General features: G+C 39.6%; 11 protein-coding genes. 4 read left to right on the forward strand and 7 right to left on the reverse strand.

Going from position 1 to position 17,683, the window contains the following annotated elements; translation table 11 throughout:
* Window positions 1-9: 9 nt before the first annotated feature.
* From GWJ05_RS16690 to GWJ05_RS16715, 6 genes are all read right to left on the reverse strand, one after another.
* Window positions 10-2,082 (reverse strand): SWIM zinc finger family protein, encoded by a 2,073-nt coding sequence (locus GWJ05_RS16690; protein ID WP_161681514.1) that lies wholly within the window; start codon window positions 2,080-2,082, stop codon window positions 10-12.
* The gene (locus GWJ05_RS16695) at window positions 2,079-3,233 is read right to left on the reverse strand and encodes a VWA domain-containing protein (RefSeq protein WP_036938461.1); all 1,155 of its coding nucleotides are present in this window, start codon (window positions 3,231-3,233) and stop codon (window positions 2,079-2,081) included. The genes GWJ05_RS16690 and GWJ05_RS16695 overlap by 4 nt, the downstream gene beginning before the upstream one ends.
* Window positions 3,220-5,802, reverse strand: a complete 2,583-nt coding sequence (locus GWJ05_RS16700) for a DUF5682 family protein (RefSeq protein WP_161681515.1) — start codon at window positions 5,800-5,802, stop codon at window positions 3,220-3,222. Before GWJ05_RS16700 ends, GWJ05_RS16695 begins: the two co-directional genes overlap by 14 nt.
* A 99-nt stretch (window positions 5,803-5,901) precedes the next feature.
* Window positions 5,902-7,011, reverse strand: coding sequence for an ATP-binding protein (locus GWJ05_RS16705; RefSeq protein ID WP_036938456.1), 1,110 nt, complete (start codon window positions 7,009-7,011; stop codon window positions 5,902-5,904).
* 25 nt (window positions 7,012-7,036) lie between these two features.
* A complete protein-coding gene (locus tag GWJ05_RS16710) occupies window positions 7,037-10,765 on the reverse strand; it encodes a DUF4132 domain-containing protein (protein ID WP_036938453.1) in 3,729 nt (1,242 codons plus the stop codon).
* 443 nt (window positions 10,766-11,208) lie between these two features.
* Window positions 11,209-12,339, reverse strand: coding sequence for a multidrug effflux MFS transporter (locus GWJ05_RS16715; protein ID WP_036938450.1), 1,131 nt, complete (start codon window positions 12,337-12,339; stop codon window positions 11,209-11,211).
* Window positions 12,340-12,440: 101 nt separating this feature from the next.
* Between GWJ05_RS16715 and GWJ05_RS16720 the strand changes: the two genes are divergently transcribed.
* The gene (locus GWJ05_RS16720) at window positions 12,441-13,202 is read left to right on the forward strand and encodes an AraC family transcriptional regulator (RefSeq protein ID WP_036938447.1); all 762 of its coding nucleotides are present in this window, start codon (window positions 12,441-12,443) and stop codon (window positions 13,200-13,202) included.
* Window positions 13,203-13,282: 80 nt separating this feature from the next.
* Here GWJ05_RS16720 and GWJ05_RS16725 read toward each other — a convergent pair whose 3' ends face one another.
* Window positions 13,283-14,566 (reverse strand): citrate synthase, encoded by a 1,284-nt coding sequence (locus GWJ05_RS16725; protein WP_036938444.1) that lies wholly within the window; start codon window positions 14,564-14,566, stop codon window positions 13,283-13,285.
* A gap of 622 nt (window positions 14,567-15,188) precedes the next feature.
* Between GWJ05_RS16725 and sdhC the strand changes: the two genes are divergently transcribed.
* From sdhC to sdhA, 3 genes are read left to right on the forward strand one after another with little or no spacing between them, the layout of a single operon-like run.
* Window positions 15,189-15,569: a succinate dehydrogenase cytochrome b556 subunit gene (sdhC, locus tag GWJ05_RS16730; RefSeq protein WP_123220776.1), complete on the forward strand. Its 381-nt coding sequence runs from the start codon at window positions 15,189-15,191 to the stop codon at window positions 15,567-15,569.
* A complete protein-coding gene (gene sdhD, locus GWJ05_RS16735) occupies window positions 15,563-15,907 on the forward strand; it encodes a succinate dehydrogenase membrane anchor subunit (protein WP_006537664.1) in 345 nt (114 codons plus the stop codon). Before sdhC ends, sdhD begins: the two co-directional genes overlap by 7 nt.
* Window positions 15,907-17,673 (forward strand): succinate dehydrogenase flavoprotein subunit, encoded by a 1,767-nt coding sequence (gene sdhA / locus GWJ05_RS16740; RefSeq protein ID WP_036938438.1) that lies wholly within the window; start codon window positions 15,907-15,909, stop codon window positions 17,671-17,673. The genes sdhD and sdhA overlap by 1 nt, the downstream gene beginning before the upstream one ends.
* Window positions 17,674-17,683 lie beyond the last annotated feature (10 nt).

A 17,683-nucleotide genomic window follows, 5' to 3' on the forward strand; every position in this document is an offset into this window, starting at 1 on the left:
TAATACCAATTACTCGTTAAGTTGAATAGGTAACGGACTTTGCAATTGTTGCAGATTATCGCATAGCCAAATTAACTGTAATAATGCCCGTGGATCACGGGAAGTTAATGCCAAATAATAAGCTAATTGCTCAGCAATTAATGTCATTCCTAAATCATCTGCGGTGTGTTTGCTTATTTCTAATTGCTCTTTTTGCATTTCAGAGAGTAATTCCCGTCCAGTACAGGCTTGAGCTTCTAATACGGACAAAATAGGACGACAGAATTTTTGTGTTAACGTCGGTTCACTGTGATGCATTACTGTTTGTTGCTTACGTTTAGCCATATATTCTTGGATACGGCTAATAAAGCCTGATTGTTTTTTCTTACGTGGAAATTGGTCAAAATCGAGATAAAACAGTTCGATGCCTCTCTCTGTTCTGATCCAAATAGTCGTTGGCAACAAGTCTATATTGAGATCACGTCGAACGGGTTGCACAGTGACTGCGACAATTTCTAACTCTTTTTTGGTAAGAAAGCGCAATTCTTCTAGATTATTTTGTGTTGTTCCTTCCCAATAAAGGCGCAAGAAAGCTGAATTTTTATGATTATCTGATACTTCCCAAATCACACATTGCTCTACTTCATACCAAATTAACGGTTTGTAGTGTTTGATATGCAGAACCAGAGGGGAAAGAAATCCTTCTGTTTGATGGGCAAAATAATCGGGTAAATCTTGCCAGTTATTGATGCCTAGCTCAGTTTGCAAATTGTTGTAGTCCGTAATATCAAGAAAATCCGCGTGATTTTGAGCAAAGCTCTCGCCAATAGTGGCTAGTTTTCCTTCATCAGAAATACGGGGTTCTTGTAATAAAAAAGGACGACGCATTAATTTATCCGCAGTTTGTTTCCATAATGACAAACTGTTCCAAACACCATAACGATTAAATAAGGTATCAAGCTGATTAGGACGTGCTTGTGTCGCTTGTAATAGCTGTTTTTCTTCGCTATCCCAAAAGGTAAAGGTTGCACCTAATGCGCCACTTTGTGCTGTCCACCAATTTGCCCCAACCGGAATAAGAGAAAGGCTAGTTTTTTTATTATCATATTGACGGCGAAGTTGCCCTCGTAACGTTTTTAACTGCTCTGGTGTCGCATGAGATAATTGGAATAGATAGGCAGAAACATGGGCTAATAAACGCAAGACATGGCTTTCATCCATGGTGAAATGTCTTTCTGCCAACAGTTTGACTTGAGTGCTTAATGTTCGTAAATAAGACGCTAAACGAGGTAAACCTTCCGCTCGAGCGGACATATTTAATAAGTGTAACTGTGTGGCACTGCTTAAGCTGATATGTGATAGCCCTTGGCGTAATAAATCATCAATAAATTGTTCAATGGTATTAATTAGAGCTATTTCTTCATCATTCAGGGGATGTTTAGAAGATTGCACCGTAATTAAATCTTCAGGCCACGTCCAAGGTTTCGTGTGTTGCTCAAATAATTTAGCCACGATAGCGAGATGAAAGGCTTTTTTCTGTGAGTCAGAAAAAGGCGATAACATGCCATCATATCCGCCACCTTGTAAGAAAATAACAGGCTCATCAACATCAGGAAGTTGGATTTTTAATTGAGTCCCTGTGTCTTCTAGGCTGAATGTTGAGTTTTCCCACTGTCCGATTAATTTAATCGCTGTTCGACAGGCAGGTTTACCCGCTTTTTTGATTAATGCTTCTGGATCAAGAGCAAATAATGTGGGTAACAGAGGAACGATTGCAACAGGCTCAGTAATGGCTTCTGATGATATTTCACTACTATTATCATTATTTGAATTATCAGTATTATTATTAGCTTGGAGCCATAAAATAGCAGCTAAAATATGTTTACAGCAACCTGATGCAGAACAATCGCAACTGGCTTGTTGAATACCCGCTTCGTGTAAAACAACATTTTGCCCATCACTACTGAACTGCCCTGTATTGCTATCAGTGAGAGATACTTTTTCGTTATCAAGGTCTTTTTTGGCGCGTCTTAATAATCCTGCATTTGCAAAAACTGTGAGCGCATCTTCATCGTAATGAAAGTAAACCGTTTGCCAACTCATTGCATTACCTCAGCTAGCCATTGCGCGAAATGTTCTGGTGTTAAGGCGGCAACTTGCATACCTCTGTCTGCGAGTTTTTGTGCAATCGCAGAGTCATAAACAGGTTGAGCTTCATCATCAAGTGCCGCGAGACCTAATAATTTAACTTGTTGGCTATTAAGACGTTGTGTGCAATCTAATAAGCGGTTTAATGAGCCACCTTCTTCAAAGTCACTGATAAGAGAAATAACGGTGCGTTTGGGATTTTTGACTAAACTTTCACAGTATTGAATTGCACCTGCGATATCAGTACCGCCTCCCAATTGTACCGTCATTAAAACTTCAACGGGATCGTCTGCCAAATGCGATAAATCGACAACTTGAGTATCAAAAACGACTAAAGAGACATTAACGGCAGGTAATGAGGCTAAAATACTGGCACAAACAGCTGCATACATAATGGAGCTAGACATTGACGCGCTTTGGTCAACGCAGAGAATAACATCCCATGGAAAATGCTGTTGCATCCGTGAGTTAAAGTAAGGTGTTTCAATCACTAAACGGCGGTTTTGAGTATCGTAATGTTTTAAGTTTGCAGCAATGGTCGCACGCCAATCAAAGTTGCGACTATTAGGCACTAAAGAGCGTCTAAAACGATTACGGCGACCTGTTAATGATTGGCGAAAGTTATTGCGAATTTGACGTAAAATATCTTCAACTACTTTGCGAATAATGGTTTTAACGGCATCTCGCGTTTCTTCACTCATGCGCCCACGTAAGCTTAATAATGTTTTGGCTAACGCTTTCGTGGGCTCCATTGCTTTTAACGTATTGGGATCTTTAAGAAAACTACTGATTTGATAACGTTCAATAGCTTGTGATTGCATACGTTCAAAGGTGCTATTAGGGAATAGCTTACGTGCTTGATTGAGCCAGTTTACCGCGGTAAGTTGTGATGCATCGAGTGAACCATGGCGTCCTCGCTCTTGGCGCAAGCCTCGCCGCTGGTATTCTCGGCGATAAAGAAAATCGAGCGTACGTTCAACTTTAAGATCTTCGGCATTAAATGTGGCTTGCCCAAGAGCGTCATCAGCATATTGGCCCAAAATCAGGCGCCAGCGTTTTGCTTGTCGTATTTTATCTTCAGGCATATCGTCATTATGCTGACTCATGGGCATTGTCTCCGTTCTCTGCTTTCTTAGTATCAAACCAAGAAATGATGCCTTGTTCCATTATACGTTGTTGTAGTTTTTGATTAAGCTTAGTCGCTTCAATCATTTGTTTAGCACTAAATTCTGACTGCCATAATGATAATGCTTGCGTATCTAAACCAATATCGCTGGCGATATATTGTGCAAGCTCTGTGTTTTGCTTGGGATTAAGTTGGCTAAATGCAAAACGCAGATCAGGCAAGATCTGAATAAAACGCTCTTCATCCCATTGCTGTAACAAGGTATTTAAGTGATCAACCAATAAAGGTAAGCGGATCACAAGCTCTGGTGCTGTTCGCATAATTCCCACAAAATAACCAATGGCTTGTTCAGGAGAACTTCCCGTACTAAAAGTGGCATTCAATGCGCTTGTCAGTGTGGTTTCGTCAATATATGAGCCTAAATAACGTAATGCATCAACAGCACCTTTTAATAAAGGAACAGTATCTAGTTGTCCATCAAGGCGATTGAGTTGCTGATAAAGGTCGCTTTTATAATCATGTTGATTATTGAGAGATGGCATAAATTCAATTAATTCACGTAAAGAGAGTAGGGCTTGTAAATTACTTTCTTGTTGTTGCTCATCACTTTGAGCGAGTTGTTCTAAACAAAAGAATGCTTGAGGGATAACTTGATGCAGGCGATTTTCAAGCGTCAGCTCATCGGTAATATCAAGGTATTGGCGACCTCGCCATAAATGAATTAATTTGTGGCCACATTGGGTTAATGACCCAAGGCGAAAATCTTGTTGGATATAGTTATCTAACAACTTAAATAATGATGGAATACGCTGGTGGAGCCCAATTAATGCTGCTTGTGTTAATAAAGTGACAGCACTTTGGCTTGAACGACTTTGGCCTTGTTCTTCAAGCTGTTTTTCCATAGATAACAACTTAGTTAAGGCGATGGCTTCAAGTTGAGAGCCTTTCTCTGATAATGAAATCAATTCACCTTCGACATTGGGTGTCCAAGCGTATTGCCACTCTTCAAACAACAAATCCAATTGATGGCCAGAAAGAAAGTCAGGGCCATTGATTCGATGTGCAAAGTGAATTTCTAAGAAAGCCAATAAATGTAAAAAACGACTTCTTAAGCGATGTTGAGGGTTGCGGTAAACATCACATTTCGTGGTTTTTACTAATGTATCATCAAGTTTAAAACGAAAACTTTTGGCACGTTCATAGGTTTCATTTACCAACGGTGGTGTTGCCGTACCTAATGGAATTTTGCCTAATAGATAGCCTGAAAAACAGGTTTTAATTTCTGTCCATAACTCGCTTTGGCTATCATCTAAACTGCCCTTAATAAAGGCACTTTGTAAACCATCAAGCAAATCATAGCGACCCATACCAGCGTGATCTCTAAGTAAAGCAAGGCGTAAACTTTGCTCGGCAGCCAGTTTTACGGCTAAATAGCTAGGTGGATTATCAAATTGTTTTTCTCTAATAGATTGAGCCACTGAGCTTAAAAATGCGATCCCCATTTTATTGCGATAAATTTGGGTTGGCTGTTTAGCAAGACCATTATTTTCTAATTTATCATGATGTTGTTGCATTAAACTTTGCCAAACTTGTTGATAAAAAGCTGGAGATGGCATACCAGAAGCATAGCCATTAAGTGCATCTAATCTGTCAAAACTGTAGCGAATAAGCCAAGCTTGTTCTTTTTCGGCCATTCTTTGCATTTTAGTGAATTGCTTTTGCTCTGTGCTAGAAATAGCGAAAGATTGAGATTGTGAATTGGTTAGACCTTCAATTAATGCAAGGGTATGAAATCCGCCTGTTACAATTAAAATCTTGGCATTGGGCTCTTGTTGTTTGATGGTTTGAATATGAGTGAGCATATGTGCTTCACGTTGCGAAGAACCTTCTGATCCAAGTACTTCTGGCTCATAATCAAGACGCGCAAGTGCACACCAAATAAAGGTATCATTAAAGAGGGATTGCCAATCAGCTAAAGCTTCAATGTTGCGTAGCTCAAAAAGATGCTCCCAAACATCATCATGGTCACGGCAATGACATTTTTTGGCTAATTGTGCAATAAACTGACTATGGGCTAAATAACGTTCTTTTTGTAAGCTACGACTTTGTGAATCACTATACTCTTCGTTATTAACTTGAGCCGCCCATGGCAAATCGATAAAGCGTGTTTTTGCATTGATGCGTAAACCACCTCGCAATGCTTGCCATTCAGGTGAATATTCACAAAATGGGAAATAAGCAGAATGCAGTGATTTTTCTCGCTCTTCTTGGTTACCATCATTATGCAAATATTCTGCTTGCCCCATAATAGCCACTGGAGGCAGGGTATCTTTATCAGTCAGACTTGGAATAAGAGAATTAAAGGTATCAGGGCCTTCAATTAATATATAGTCAGGCTTTACCGAATCAATTAGTGATAAAACAGCATAAGCACAAGCAGGGCTGTGATGGCGTACAGGGGCAAAATAGAGATGTTGTTGCTGTAACGACGTCCATTTCAGTCGTGCTTGGTCAATTCTTTCTGGCAAAGGTATTGAAGGTAGCGTCACCGTGTCGATCCCTTTTCTGGGTGAAAAGGCAGAGTCAGTGAACTCTGCCTTTAATTGATAAATAACGTATTTTATTGTGTAGCAATGAGTTTCAGCGTGTTATTGCCAAAACTCTTTTGATGCATCAAAGAACGCTTTCCACTCTTTGCTGTTTCTTGCGCGTTCTCTAGCGACATTGTCCATGTAATAACGAATACGTTTAATATCATCAGCATTGTCTTTTAATACAACACCGATTAATTGGCGCGCAATCGCACCTGCATTCATTACGCCATCACCTAAATAATGTGCTTCTAAGGCACAAGCATAAGCAATGTTCACCGCTTCTGCGGTTGACATAACCGCATCAGGGGTTTTGATATTACCGCCATCTTGTGTATTACCTGAACGTAGTTCTTGGAATGTGGTTACCAGTAATTCCACTACATCAACAGGTATCGTCACTTCATTAGCTAAAGAGCCTAATTCATTTTCTAGCTGTGATTGAATTAAGCTGATTTCAAATGCTGGATCACGAATGGGTTTTACCGTTTCGAAATTAAAACGACGTTTTAATGCGGCAGACATCTCGTGGACACCACGATCACGTAAGTTTGCTGTACCGATAAGGTTAAATCCAGGTTTTGCACTAATACGCGCACCATCCCCCATTTCGGGGATCATTAACTGTTTTTCTGACATCAAAGAAACCAGTACGTCCTGAATTTCAGGAGGACAACGGGTTATCTCTTCAAAGCGAACAATTTTACCTTGTAACATACCTTGATAAAGCGGCGATCCCACTAAAGCGCGCTCTGTTGGGCCTTCTGCTAATAACAACGCATAGTTCCATGAGTACTTGATGTGATCTTCTGTAGTGCCCGCAGTGCCTTGAATAGTTAGCCCTGAATCACCACTGATGGCAGCGGCAAAAAGCTCTGAGAGCATCGATTTTGCTGTACCTGGCTCACCAACTAGCATTAAACCTTGCTTGCCTAATAATGTGACAATTGCGCGATCAACCAAGGCATCGTCGCCGAAAAACTTAGGTGTGACGCCTAATGCATCATCACCTAAAATAAATTGTCGTACAGCACGAGGAGAGCGAAGCCATCCTTGTGGTTTAGGATTATTAACATCTGCTTTTGTTAAGCGCGCTAACTCTTGAGCAAATCGAACCTCAGCACTTTCCCTGATTGCTTGTTGATCTGCGGGTGCTTTTTTAGCCATATTCTTTCCTAGTTATCCCTAATTATTACCAAGGTGTTTTCTTTTCCCATTCAGGATCGAATCCTGCACAAGCTTCAGCGATTTTTAGATAATCAGCATAGCTTTCTGCTAATAAAATTGGCGGAACTTCTTTTAGCTCAATATTATTGCGATCCCAGTAATCTTGCTGATTTTTCTCAAAACTTAAATCAAATAAGACCGCAGGAATGTTTTCTTCTGGCACATAGCTACCACTGAAACCGATATTGACGTAGTAGTTTAAACTAGAGAAGAATTTGTAATAGTGGGAGAACGAGCCACCATCTTCAGCAGGGCCACGTTGATATCCCATTTTGGTTAAAATACCGCGTAAAGTGAAGGTGTCTGTGAGCCAGCCTTTTCGGTCTTCAACCTCTGTTTGCGTTAGATCTAATTCAGGGATCTTATGTTCCATTTGTGAGAACAAAAACTTCACTTTGTAATCTTTAAAGTGAGCAATCCATGCTTTGCGTTCATCTTCATTAACTAATGCCGCGTGGGCTAATTGAATAAATGAATCGTTTTGTAAACTGACTTCGTCATCTTCAAGGTTAAGTAATGCACCATCATCAGAAGGGCGGAACGTATTGATCACTTCGCCATCCTTAACTTCCTGCCAAACTAATTGTTCAATTAATTTATGCATAATTGGGTGAGCTAAAATGTATTCTTGCCAATCTGTACTTAACCATTGACGTTGAGCACACATCGCTTCATATAAACGCACACTTTGTAGCTCAATAACTTGTTTAAGTTCTTTTTTACTCGAAGTGAAGAGCTTTTTCGCTTCTTTAATCAGCTCAGCATCATCATTTTTACGCGCAGCAGGTAACGCCTTAACTTCTTTGCCTTCTGGATTAAACAGAACAAGTTTTTGTTTTGCATCCATTTTTGCAGTGAAAATACGTTCACCATATTCCAGCACTAATGTTCCAGTATCATCAAAACCTGCGGTTGGAATAGTTCTATCAGCTAACTCATCTGCACTCCAGCCATTACGTTCCGCAATTTGCGTAACTAAATTACGGGCTTTTTCCTGAACAGATGCAGTGCGATAACGACGAGATAACGAAAGAAGAAGCTGGATGATAATCGGATCATTGCTTGAAGCAACGGCATCAATCATCGCTTCAATTTGAGCACGACGCTGATAATGATCGCGCATATAGTTGCGTAATACAGATACCGCAACATGGCCTTCAATGCCACAGATAAGCGCAAGCATACCTTTATCACTGATTGCTGAGCCTAAATAACGACGTAATACCTCGTTTTTAATCTCTTCAACCACTTGTTCTAATGTGAAGTTTTCATATTTAGCATAATATTCAGGATAACGTTTAGCCCAGTTTTGATAATTACTTAAACGCCCCGGCGCTTCACGTTGGGCTTCAATCATCGCTTCTTCTAGTGATGGCCCTTTAATATCCTGAGCAACAAAAGTATGCAGAATAAAGCTTGAAAGTTTATGTTGACTATCCGTAGAAAGCAGGCTGATATAACGTTGTAATAGTGCGTTACCTCCAGGCATTTTTAACTTTACTGCCAGAATAATCCACCAGCGAATAATTGCGGGATCAACCGCTTTCTTGTTTTCCCATGTTAATGCGGGAATTGCATCGAAATTAAACCAAGCAAGGCTTGCTGGTGCTTTGGCTTTAAGGCCTTTTTCAGCTTCTGCTAATAATGTTTTTGGTGATAAATAGCTTGAAATATCTTCACCTAGTTGCTCTAACGCAGTAAGTAAAGAGGCTCGTACTACTTCGCGTTTTTCTTTTTTCAATAAGGCATTAAGCGCAGGTAAGGAATCCGGATTATTTAAGCGAGCTAGCCATTCAATGGCTGTAACACGAATTTCTTGTTTACTAGAGGTTAATCCTTCTTGTGCACTTAAATGAATATTAGGCAGTGTTTCTAATAACTTTTGTGCAGAAACGCGGTGTGTTTTATTTTCACCTAATGCCAATTCCATGATGCGTGGAACAAATTGCGCAGGAATTGTTGGGAAACGACTTAATACTTCAATACCTTGTGATGTTTCAAATTGGCGATAGCGGTGTTCACTTTGATTTGGCATTAAGTTTAACGCTTCTGCAATGTAATCAGTATGTTGAGAGAAGAAAGGCCAAACTTGTTCTGGTTTACGAAAACGGCGTAAGCTATCTTCATAAGATTCTAAACATAATGCAGCAGTAAGGCGGGTTGCATTTTTAAAGTTGCAACGTTGTAGCACATCTTCAATATGACGTAATTCAATATTACTAAATAAGCGCTCAGGAATTTCACCATTAAAATAGTAAGAGGAAAAGTGATCGGCATGTTGGCGGTTATTGGTGATCACGCGTACTGCATGGAAAAACGTGTATTCAGGTAAATTAGGAATACGGTTTTTGTATTTGATTATTTGGATCTCATTTGATTGAATTGTGCCCTGTCCGCTATTGAGTTTATCCACTAATGCGCGACACTGTTTTTCATCAATTTTAGATAAATCTTTATAATGGCGTTGTGCCCAATTATAAGAGTGTTTAGCCGTTTTATTTTCTTCAATTTCACGTTCTGCATTTTCCTTTGCTTTAACTAACATTTCATTGAAGTTATTGACCATAATATCACGGGCACTATCGGGTAACGGCGTATCTTCTAATGGTGTAAAGTCAGGCACTTCGATGGCTTCAACAGTATTTGCATTATCAGCAACACTAAAACGTTGTAGGGCACTTTCAATGCTCTTGATGACCGTTTTTGAGGTTTCATGTTTTAAGGCTTCTTCAAGTACACCGCGATTTTCACCTTGGCGAGCAAATAAGTCAGCAGCTTGTGCACGTTGTTTCGGTGTACCCTTCATTAAAACATGAGTTAAATTTTCTTTTACGATCTCTGCTGGTAAAGTATTTAAAATAGGTTCCGCGGTTTTTTTTACTGTTTTTAAACTGCTGGTGGCCAGTAAAACAATAATATCTGCAAAAGTGTCACGTAATACTGTATTTTTATTTAAGTAATTAATTAGCTCGACTAAACCATTTGCTGATAGTTTTTCAATGAGTGCTGTTCTAATAAATTCTTGATGTGAAAGCAGATAATCTTTTAAATCACGAAGTTCATAAATACGCTTAAGATTAGAAGCATAGTATTCAGAGATATCTTTTCTATCAAATACGGCGAATAATGCATTTTCACCCGCAATATTGGCCTCAGCTTCGACCATATTGGCGATAAATTCCATACTCCAATGTTTACGATGTTCTAAATTAAGATTACGTGCATTATCATAAGTGGTGTAAAACGCATCAACTAACAGGTAAATAACCCAAGTCGGTACTTCAGTTGTTGTCACTTTGATATTGATATCTTGGCATGCAGCGGCAATGACTTTTGCATAACGAGCGACTTGTTCTAAGGAAAAGCTTTCGCCAACTTTAGAGTAAAGTTTATGGCGGGCATTAAGACCTTGGGTGATAACTTTATTATATTTTCCTGTATCAACATTACTGGCGTACCACCATTCTAATGTTCCTGCACGATGAAAATAAACGGCTGCTTTTGCTGCATCCAGTTTATTTAATTCAAAAAGAATTTCTGGGTTTTTGCCTGTAAGTACATAATCTAATGCACGTTTAGGTAAACTTTCATCAAATATAGCAAGCAGTACAAGAGATTCTTGAAGATATTTTTCAGTAATATCGACGTCTTTTTTCCCAAAAAGAGGGAGGAGGTCTAAGATTTTTTTTATCACGCCAGTTCCTTAAGCTATGTATGGATAAACAGTTTTTTTTACCATGAAATAGCAAAACGAACAATTTGATTATCACTATTGAAAATAAAACCTAGGCATCCCATTTGTTAAATTTATAGATATAAACACTGAAAAAGCCGATCTAACTTTATTAATATTCAATTCTTCATTATATAAAACGCTATATCAGGAAAAAGTGCTGAAAATGAAGAGGTGATAATAAAGGTGTTTTTTTGTGGGATTTAAAAAGATTAAGAATTGTCTGTTTAATAAAATAAGCGTTAACACTTAGCTAAATTGATTAAAAAAATAACAGTCAGAAATAAAGGTAAATAAGTGTTAACAATCCCGTATTTTTAAGGGATTTTGTTCCTTTTGATTTTATATGAATATCATAAAATAAAAAGAGCCACTTATATTGATAAGAGGCTCTTTTAAATTAATTATTTTTCTATTTGGCGAGATAAAGAGAGTAGCAATGAACCTAGACTACAAATTAGTAAGGTGATTGATAAACTTTGTCCCCATCCTGCAAGTGCAAGTCCACCACCAATTAATAAATAGTAGAACAAGCCTAATAATGCCCCCGCAGTGCCTAAACGATCTTTATATTGTGCTAGGGCAGTGGCCAAGATATTTGGAATAGCAATGCCATAAGCAACGACACTTGTCATCATTGGAATAATAAAACTAATGTGATTACGTAATAAATAAACACCGACTGCACTAATCAACGCAATAAAACTAGCAAGTAACACTAATTTCTCACATTGCCAATGGTGGTTTAATAGTGCTTTATTAATATAAGAGCCTATGCCTACTCCCATTGCTAATATAATGCCACTATAGCCAAAGGTACTTGTACTATATCCTTGTTTATCAAACATAAAAGGAGCTAATTGATAATAAGCAAATAGACTGATATTAAAAAAGGCAATTAATAATATTGTTTTGGCAATTTGCTTATCTTTCAGCATTTTTATTGCAGTTTTACCAATAGGCGTAGTTTTTATCGTTTCAGGGCGACTTTCTGGTAAGGCAAAAGTACTCCATAACAATAAAATAATAGCAAGAAAGGCAAGACCACTAAAAACGCCTTGATAGCCTGCATAACTGACTAATAATGAACCACTTAACATACCTATTGCTGGACTTAATGCGATAGCAGCGCCCATTACTGAGAAAACTTTCGCTAATTCATCACCACTATAGACATCACGCATAATAGTTTGTGTGCCCACTGAGCCTACCGCAGCACCAAAAGCAGAAAGCATACGTAATCCCAATAAGACTGAAAAATCTTTTGTCACAAATACGCCAAGACAAGCAATAGCATAAATAACCAATCCAGCTAACATTGTCGGACGACGCCCAATGACATCACATAATCGACCCCATATAATGACCCCTAATGCAAACGCAAAGAAATAGAGCGAAAGTGTTTGCCCTGCTTCATTTGCACTGACATGAAAGCCATTTGAGATGTCAGTCAGTGCTGGGCTATAAATGGTTTCTGCAATTTGCGGAAACATCATTAACGCAATTGCTAACCATAAAGAGAGTTTTCTGTTCATTTTTTTTATCCTACATCTTTAAATCTGAATGACAGAATACAGAGATAATGAGTGTCTTGTTATAAACATAAAGACATATTATATTTCAAATAGGACAAATAATGGCCTGGCTTAATCAATACGACCACTTTGTGCCAGAAGAGCATCTTGCATCAGTCGTCGGTATTGCAGCAGAAATGGGAAAGCACGACTCTGGGTTTCATTCTCACGATAGAGGGCAATTATTATTTACGCAGTCAGGGTGTATGCGAATCACTTTGGCCTCTCGCGTTTCTGTATTACCCCCCATGAGAATTGCGTGGATCCCTGCAAAATTAGAACATCGAGTCGAAATGTATGCCTCTGTGGGATATCGCTCTGTTTATATTTCCGATAAATATCATGATAAATTTCCAAGTGAGAGTGAGATATTTACGCTTTCTCCTCTTTTGCGGGAAATACTTGAGCGTATTTCTGTTGCTGATTTTGATACGCAATGGGAAGAAGGGCGTTATGCAAATCTATTAGCGGTTTTCTTTGATGAAATAGCATATGCACAACGGCAACCTAATCATTTATCTATGCCGAAAGATAGGCGATTAAAGCGTTTATCATTTGATGATTTGCCACCACCGTTACAAGAAATGGCGAAATGTGTCGGGGCGAGTGAAAAAACTATTACACGCTTATTTTACAAAGAAACGGGGTTGAGTTATCAACAATGGCGCCAACAATGGCGATTAATGAAAGCAATTGAATTATTAGCTACCCATCATCGCTATATTGATATTAGCCAGATATTAGGATTTGCCAGTGACAGCGCCTTTATTACTTTTTTCAAAAAAATGACAGGGCAAACACCGCAAGAATATTTGAAAAGCTGATTGGATTTTATCGATAACTTTAAAACATAAAGCCCCGATTTAAACGGGGCTTAGCAAGATAAATAATTAATAAACCTCAATTATTTCTTTTTAATTTCACTTTTAAATTTGCGTTCATCATAACCGGTATAAAGCTGACGAGGACGCGCAATTTTCAAACCATCTTCGTGCATTTCATTCCAGTGAGCAATCCAACCAATTGTACGTGCAATAGCAAAAATAACAGTAAACATATTCGATGGAATACCTAACGCTTTAAGGATAATACCAGAGTAAAAGTCAACGTTAGGGTACAGTTTTTTCTCAATAAAATACGGGTCGTTTAGGGCAATACGTTCTAATTCCATTGCCACTTCAAGTAAGCTGTCATTGAGGTTTAATTCTTTTAACACTTCATGACAGGTTTCACGCATAACTGTTGCACGAGGATCATAGTTCTTGTAAACACGGTGACCAAAGCCCATTAAACGGAAGGAGTCATTTTTATCTTTTGCACGTTTAATGAATTCAGGAATGTGTTCAACGGTTTTGATCTCTTCTAGCATACGTAGACACGCTTCGTTTGCACCACCGTGAGCTGGTCCCCAAAGTGACGCGATACCTGCTGCAATACAGGCAAATGGATTTGCACCAGAAGAGCCTGCGGTACGTACTGTAGATGTTGATGCATTTTGTTCGTGATCAGCATGAAGAATAAAAATTCTATCCATTGCACGTTCAAGTACTGGATTGACCACATACTCTTCACACGGTGTTGCAAACATCATGTGTAAGAAGTTACCAGCATAAGAAAGGTCATTTTTTGGATAAACGAACGGTTGACCAATAGAGTATTTGTAACACATTGCCGCGACTGTCGGCATTTTGGATAATAGACGATAAGCTGTGATATCGCGGTGGACTGGGTTACTGACATCCAGTGCGTCATGATAGAACGCAGCTAAAGCCCCTGTCACACCACACAATACAGCCATTGGATGTGAGTCACGACGGAACCCATTGAACAGCCGAGTAATTTGTTCATGGATCATGGTATGGCGAGTAACCGTCGTTTTAAATTTATCGTATTGCTCCTGCGTTGGTGCTTCACCATATAGAAGGATATAGCAAACTTCCAAGTATGTTGATTCTGTCGCTAATTGCCCGATAGGGAAACCACGGTGAAGTAAGATACCGTTTTCACCATCAATATAGGTGATTTTTGACTCACAAGATGCGGTTGAGGTAAAGCCGGGATCATAGGTGTAATAACCTTTGGAGCCGAGAGTACGAATATCAATAACTTTGGAACCGAGTGTAGGGGATAGAACGTCCAAGTCTACAGATGTTTCATCAATCGTTAGCTTAGCTTTGTTATCAGCCATTTATAATCTCCTTAGCGCTTATATGTCTCCTAACAAAGTCGAGGGTATCTTCATAAAGATGCACTTCGATAGTGAAACTATAGTTGATGTAAGGTACCCAGATGAGTTTTATTTAATGCCCGTCATGCCTAGGTCTATAGTGTGTCACTTATGTTAAGGAGCTTTTGATGTTATGTTTTTTAGGTGCTTTTTTATGCAATGCTCTTAGAATTAGTACTGCTAACACTTTTACACAAGTTTGAGGTTTCTGGAAGCGAGTTTGCGCACAAAAAAAACATAAACATTAAAATAATGCAGTAAATGTAATAAAAATGTTGTACATGTGTCAAAAGTGATAATCATTTTTGCATCAGATGTATTAAATAGTGATCCTTCTCACTGTTCGAGGCAAATGTCGGGCACACAAGTTGTGTGGTAATTGTAATAAGTTTGTGAAGCACTTATACTGCGCGCAGGTCTCCGGAACCGTTGTTGTATGGAGAACCAGCGTAACGAATCCACACTTTCTGTAAAATAGACGGATTTAACATTTTACTTAAAATGTGCCTTTGTACCCCATTCGCTGTTTGATTTCCATCCAGGTCCGGAGGAAGGAAAAATTATAAAAGCTGTGTGGGCATAAATTGTGAAAAAACAAAGACCTGTCAATCTGGATTTACAGACGATACAGTTTCCACTCCCTGCTATCGCATCGATCTTGCATCGTGTCTCTGGGGTTATCATGTTAGTCGCAGTGGGTATCTTACTGTGGTTACTTGGCACCTCTCTCTCCTCTCCTGAAGGTTTTCAGCAAGCAGCTGAAATCATGACTGGTTTCTTCGCAAAGTTTATTTTGTGGGGCATCCTAACGGCATTGGCCTACCATATTTGTGGTGGTATTCGCCATATGCTAATGGACTTCGGCTTTATTGATGAAACCTTGGTTGTAGGTCGCAATTCGGCGGCTGCATCCATGATTATTACGGTTATTTTATCAATATTGGCGGGGGTTTTAGTATGGTAAGTAATTCTTCTACTTTAGGCCGTACTGGCATACAGGATTGGTTATTTCTGCGTGCCTCAGCCATCATCATCGTTTTATATGTTCTTTACCTTGTGGGTTTTATTGCAACCACAGAAATTACCTATGAAGTATGGCGTGGGTTCTTTAGCTCATCCTTAACCAAAGTGTTCACCATTTTGACCCTGCTTTCTATTCTTATTCATGCGTGGATCGGAATGTGGCAGGTGTTAACGGACTATATTAAACCTCTGGCATTACGCCTGACTTTACAACTGATTATTGTTGTTGCGCTGTTGGTTTATCTTATTTATGGAACAATTGTGGTGTGGGGTGTGTAATGAATCTGCCAGTAAGAGAGTTTGATGCAGTTGTTATTGGTGCAGGTGGTGCCGGTATGCGTGCCGCTTTACAGATTTCTCAAATGGGTCTGTCTTGTGCACTGATTTCTAAAGTTTTTCCTACTCGTTCTCATACTGTTTCCGCTCAAGGAGGTATCACTGTTGCACTTGGTAATACCCATGAGGATAACTGGGAATGGCACATGTACGATACCGTAAAAGGTTCCGACTATATCGGTGACCAAGATGCTATCGAATATATGTGTAAAACCGGTCCTGAAGCAATTTTAGAACTGGAACATATGGGGCTTCCATTTTCTCGCTTAGATGATGGCCGTATTTATCAACGTCCATTTGGTGGTCAATCTAAGAACTTTGGTGGCGAACAAGCGGCACGTACTGCGGCAGCGGCTGACCGTACTGGGCACGCATTATTGCATACCCTATATCAGCAAAATTTAAAAAATCACACAACTATCTTTTCTGAGTGGTACTCACTGGATCTCGTGAAAAACCAAGATGGTGATATTGTCGGGTGTACTGCAATTTGCATTGAAACCGGTGAAGTGGTTTATTTCAAAGCTAATGCCACTATTTTAGCTACGGGCGGTGCTGGTCGTATTTATCAATCCACCACGAATGCGCATATCAATACAGGTGATGGTGTCGGTATGGCCGTTCGTGCAGGTGTTCCACTACAAGATATGGAAATGTGGCAATTCCATCCAACAGGCATCGCAGGTGCAGGTGTATTAGTGACTGAAGGTTGCCGTGGTGAAGGCGGATATCTGTTGAATAAAGACGGTGAACGCTTTATGGAGCGTTATGCACCAAATGCCAAAGACCTTGCGGGTCGTGACGTAGTGGCTCGTTCAATCATGATTGAAATTCGTGAAGGTCGTGGTTGTGATGGCCCTTGGGGTCCTCATGCGAAATTGAAACTTGATCATCTGGGTAAAGAGGTCCTTGAATCACGTTTACCGGGTATTCTCGATCTTTCTCGTACATTCGCACATGTTGACCCAGTTAAAGAGCCAATTCCTGTTATTCCTACTTGTCACTATATGATGGGAGGGATCCCAACGAAGGTGACTGGTCAAGCCATTCGTGTGAATGAAAAGGGCGAAGATGTGGTTATTCCAGGATTGTTTGCTGTTGGTGAAATCGCTTGTGTTTCTGTTCATGGTGCAAACCGTTTAGGGGGGAACTCACTGTTAGACCTCGTTGTATTCGGTCGTTCAGCCGGTGTTCATTTAAAAGAATCACTGATGGAACAAGGCACAATGCGCGATGCCAGTGACTCCGATGTTGAAGCTGCATTAACTCGTTTACACCGCTGGGAAAACAACCGTTCTGGTGAAGATCCTGTTGAGATCCGTAAAGCACTGCAATCTTGTATGCAACATAACTTCTCGGTATTCCGTGAAGGTGATGCAATGGCAAAAGGCTTAGAAGAACTGAAAGTCATTCGTGAGCGCTTACAAAATGCACGACTCGATGATAATTCAAGTGAATTTAATACACAGCGTATTGAATGCTTAGAATTAGACAACTTGATGGAAACAGCTTATGCCACTGCGGTATCTGCGAATTTCCGTACTGAAAGTCGTGGTGCTCATAGCCGTTTCGATTTCCCAGAACGTGATGATGCGAACTGGTTATGCCATACATTATATCAACCGCAAACCGAAACAATGACACGCCGTGAAGTGAATATGCAGCCAAAACTGCGTGAAGCTTTCCCACCAAAAGTGCGTACATATTAATTAGCGGTGT

Origin of the sequence: Proteus sp. G2626 (assembly GCF_009915985.1) — a bacterium.
GTDB classification, from domain to species: Bacteria; Pseudomonadota; Gammaproteobacteria; order Enterobacterales; family Enterobacteriaceae; genus Proteus; species Proteus vulgaris.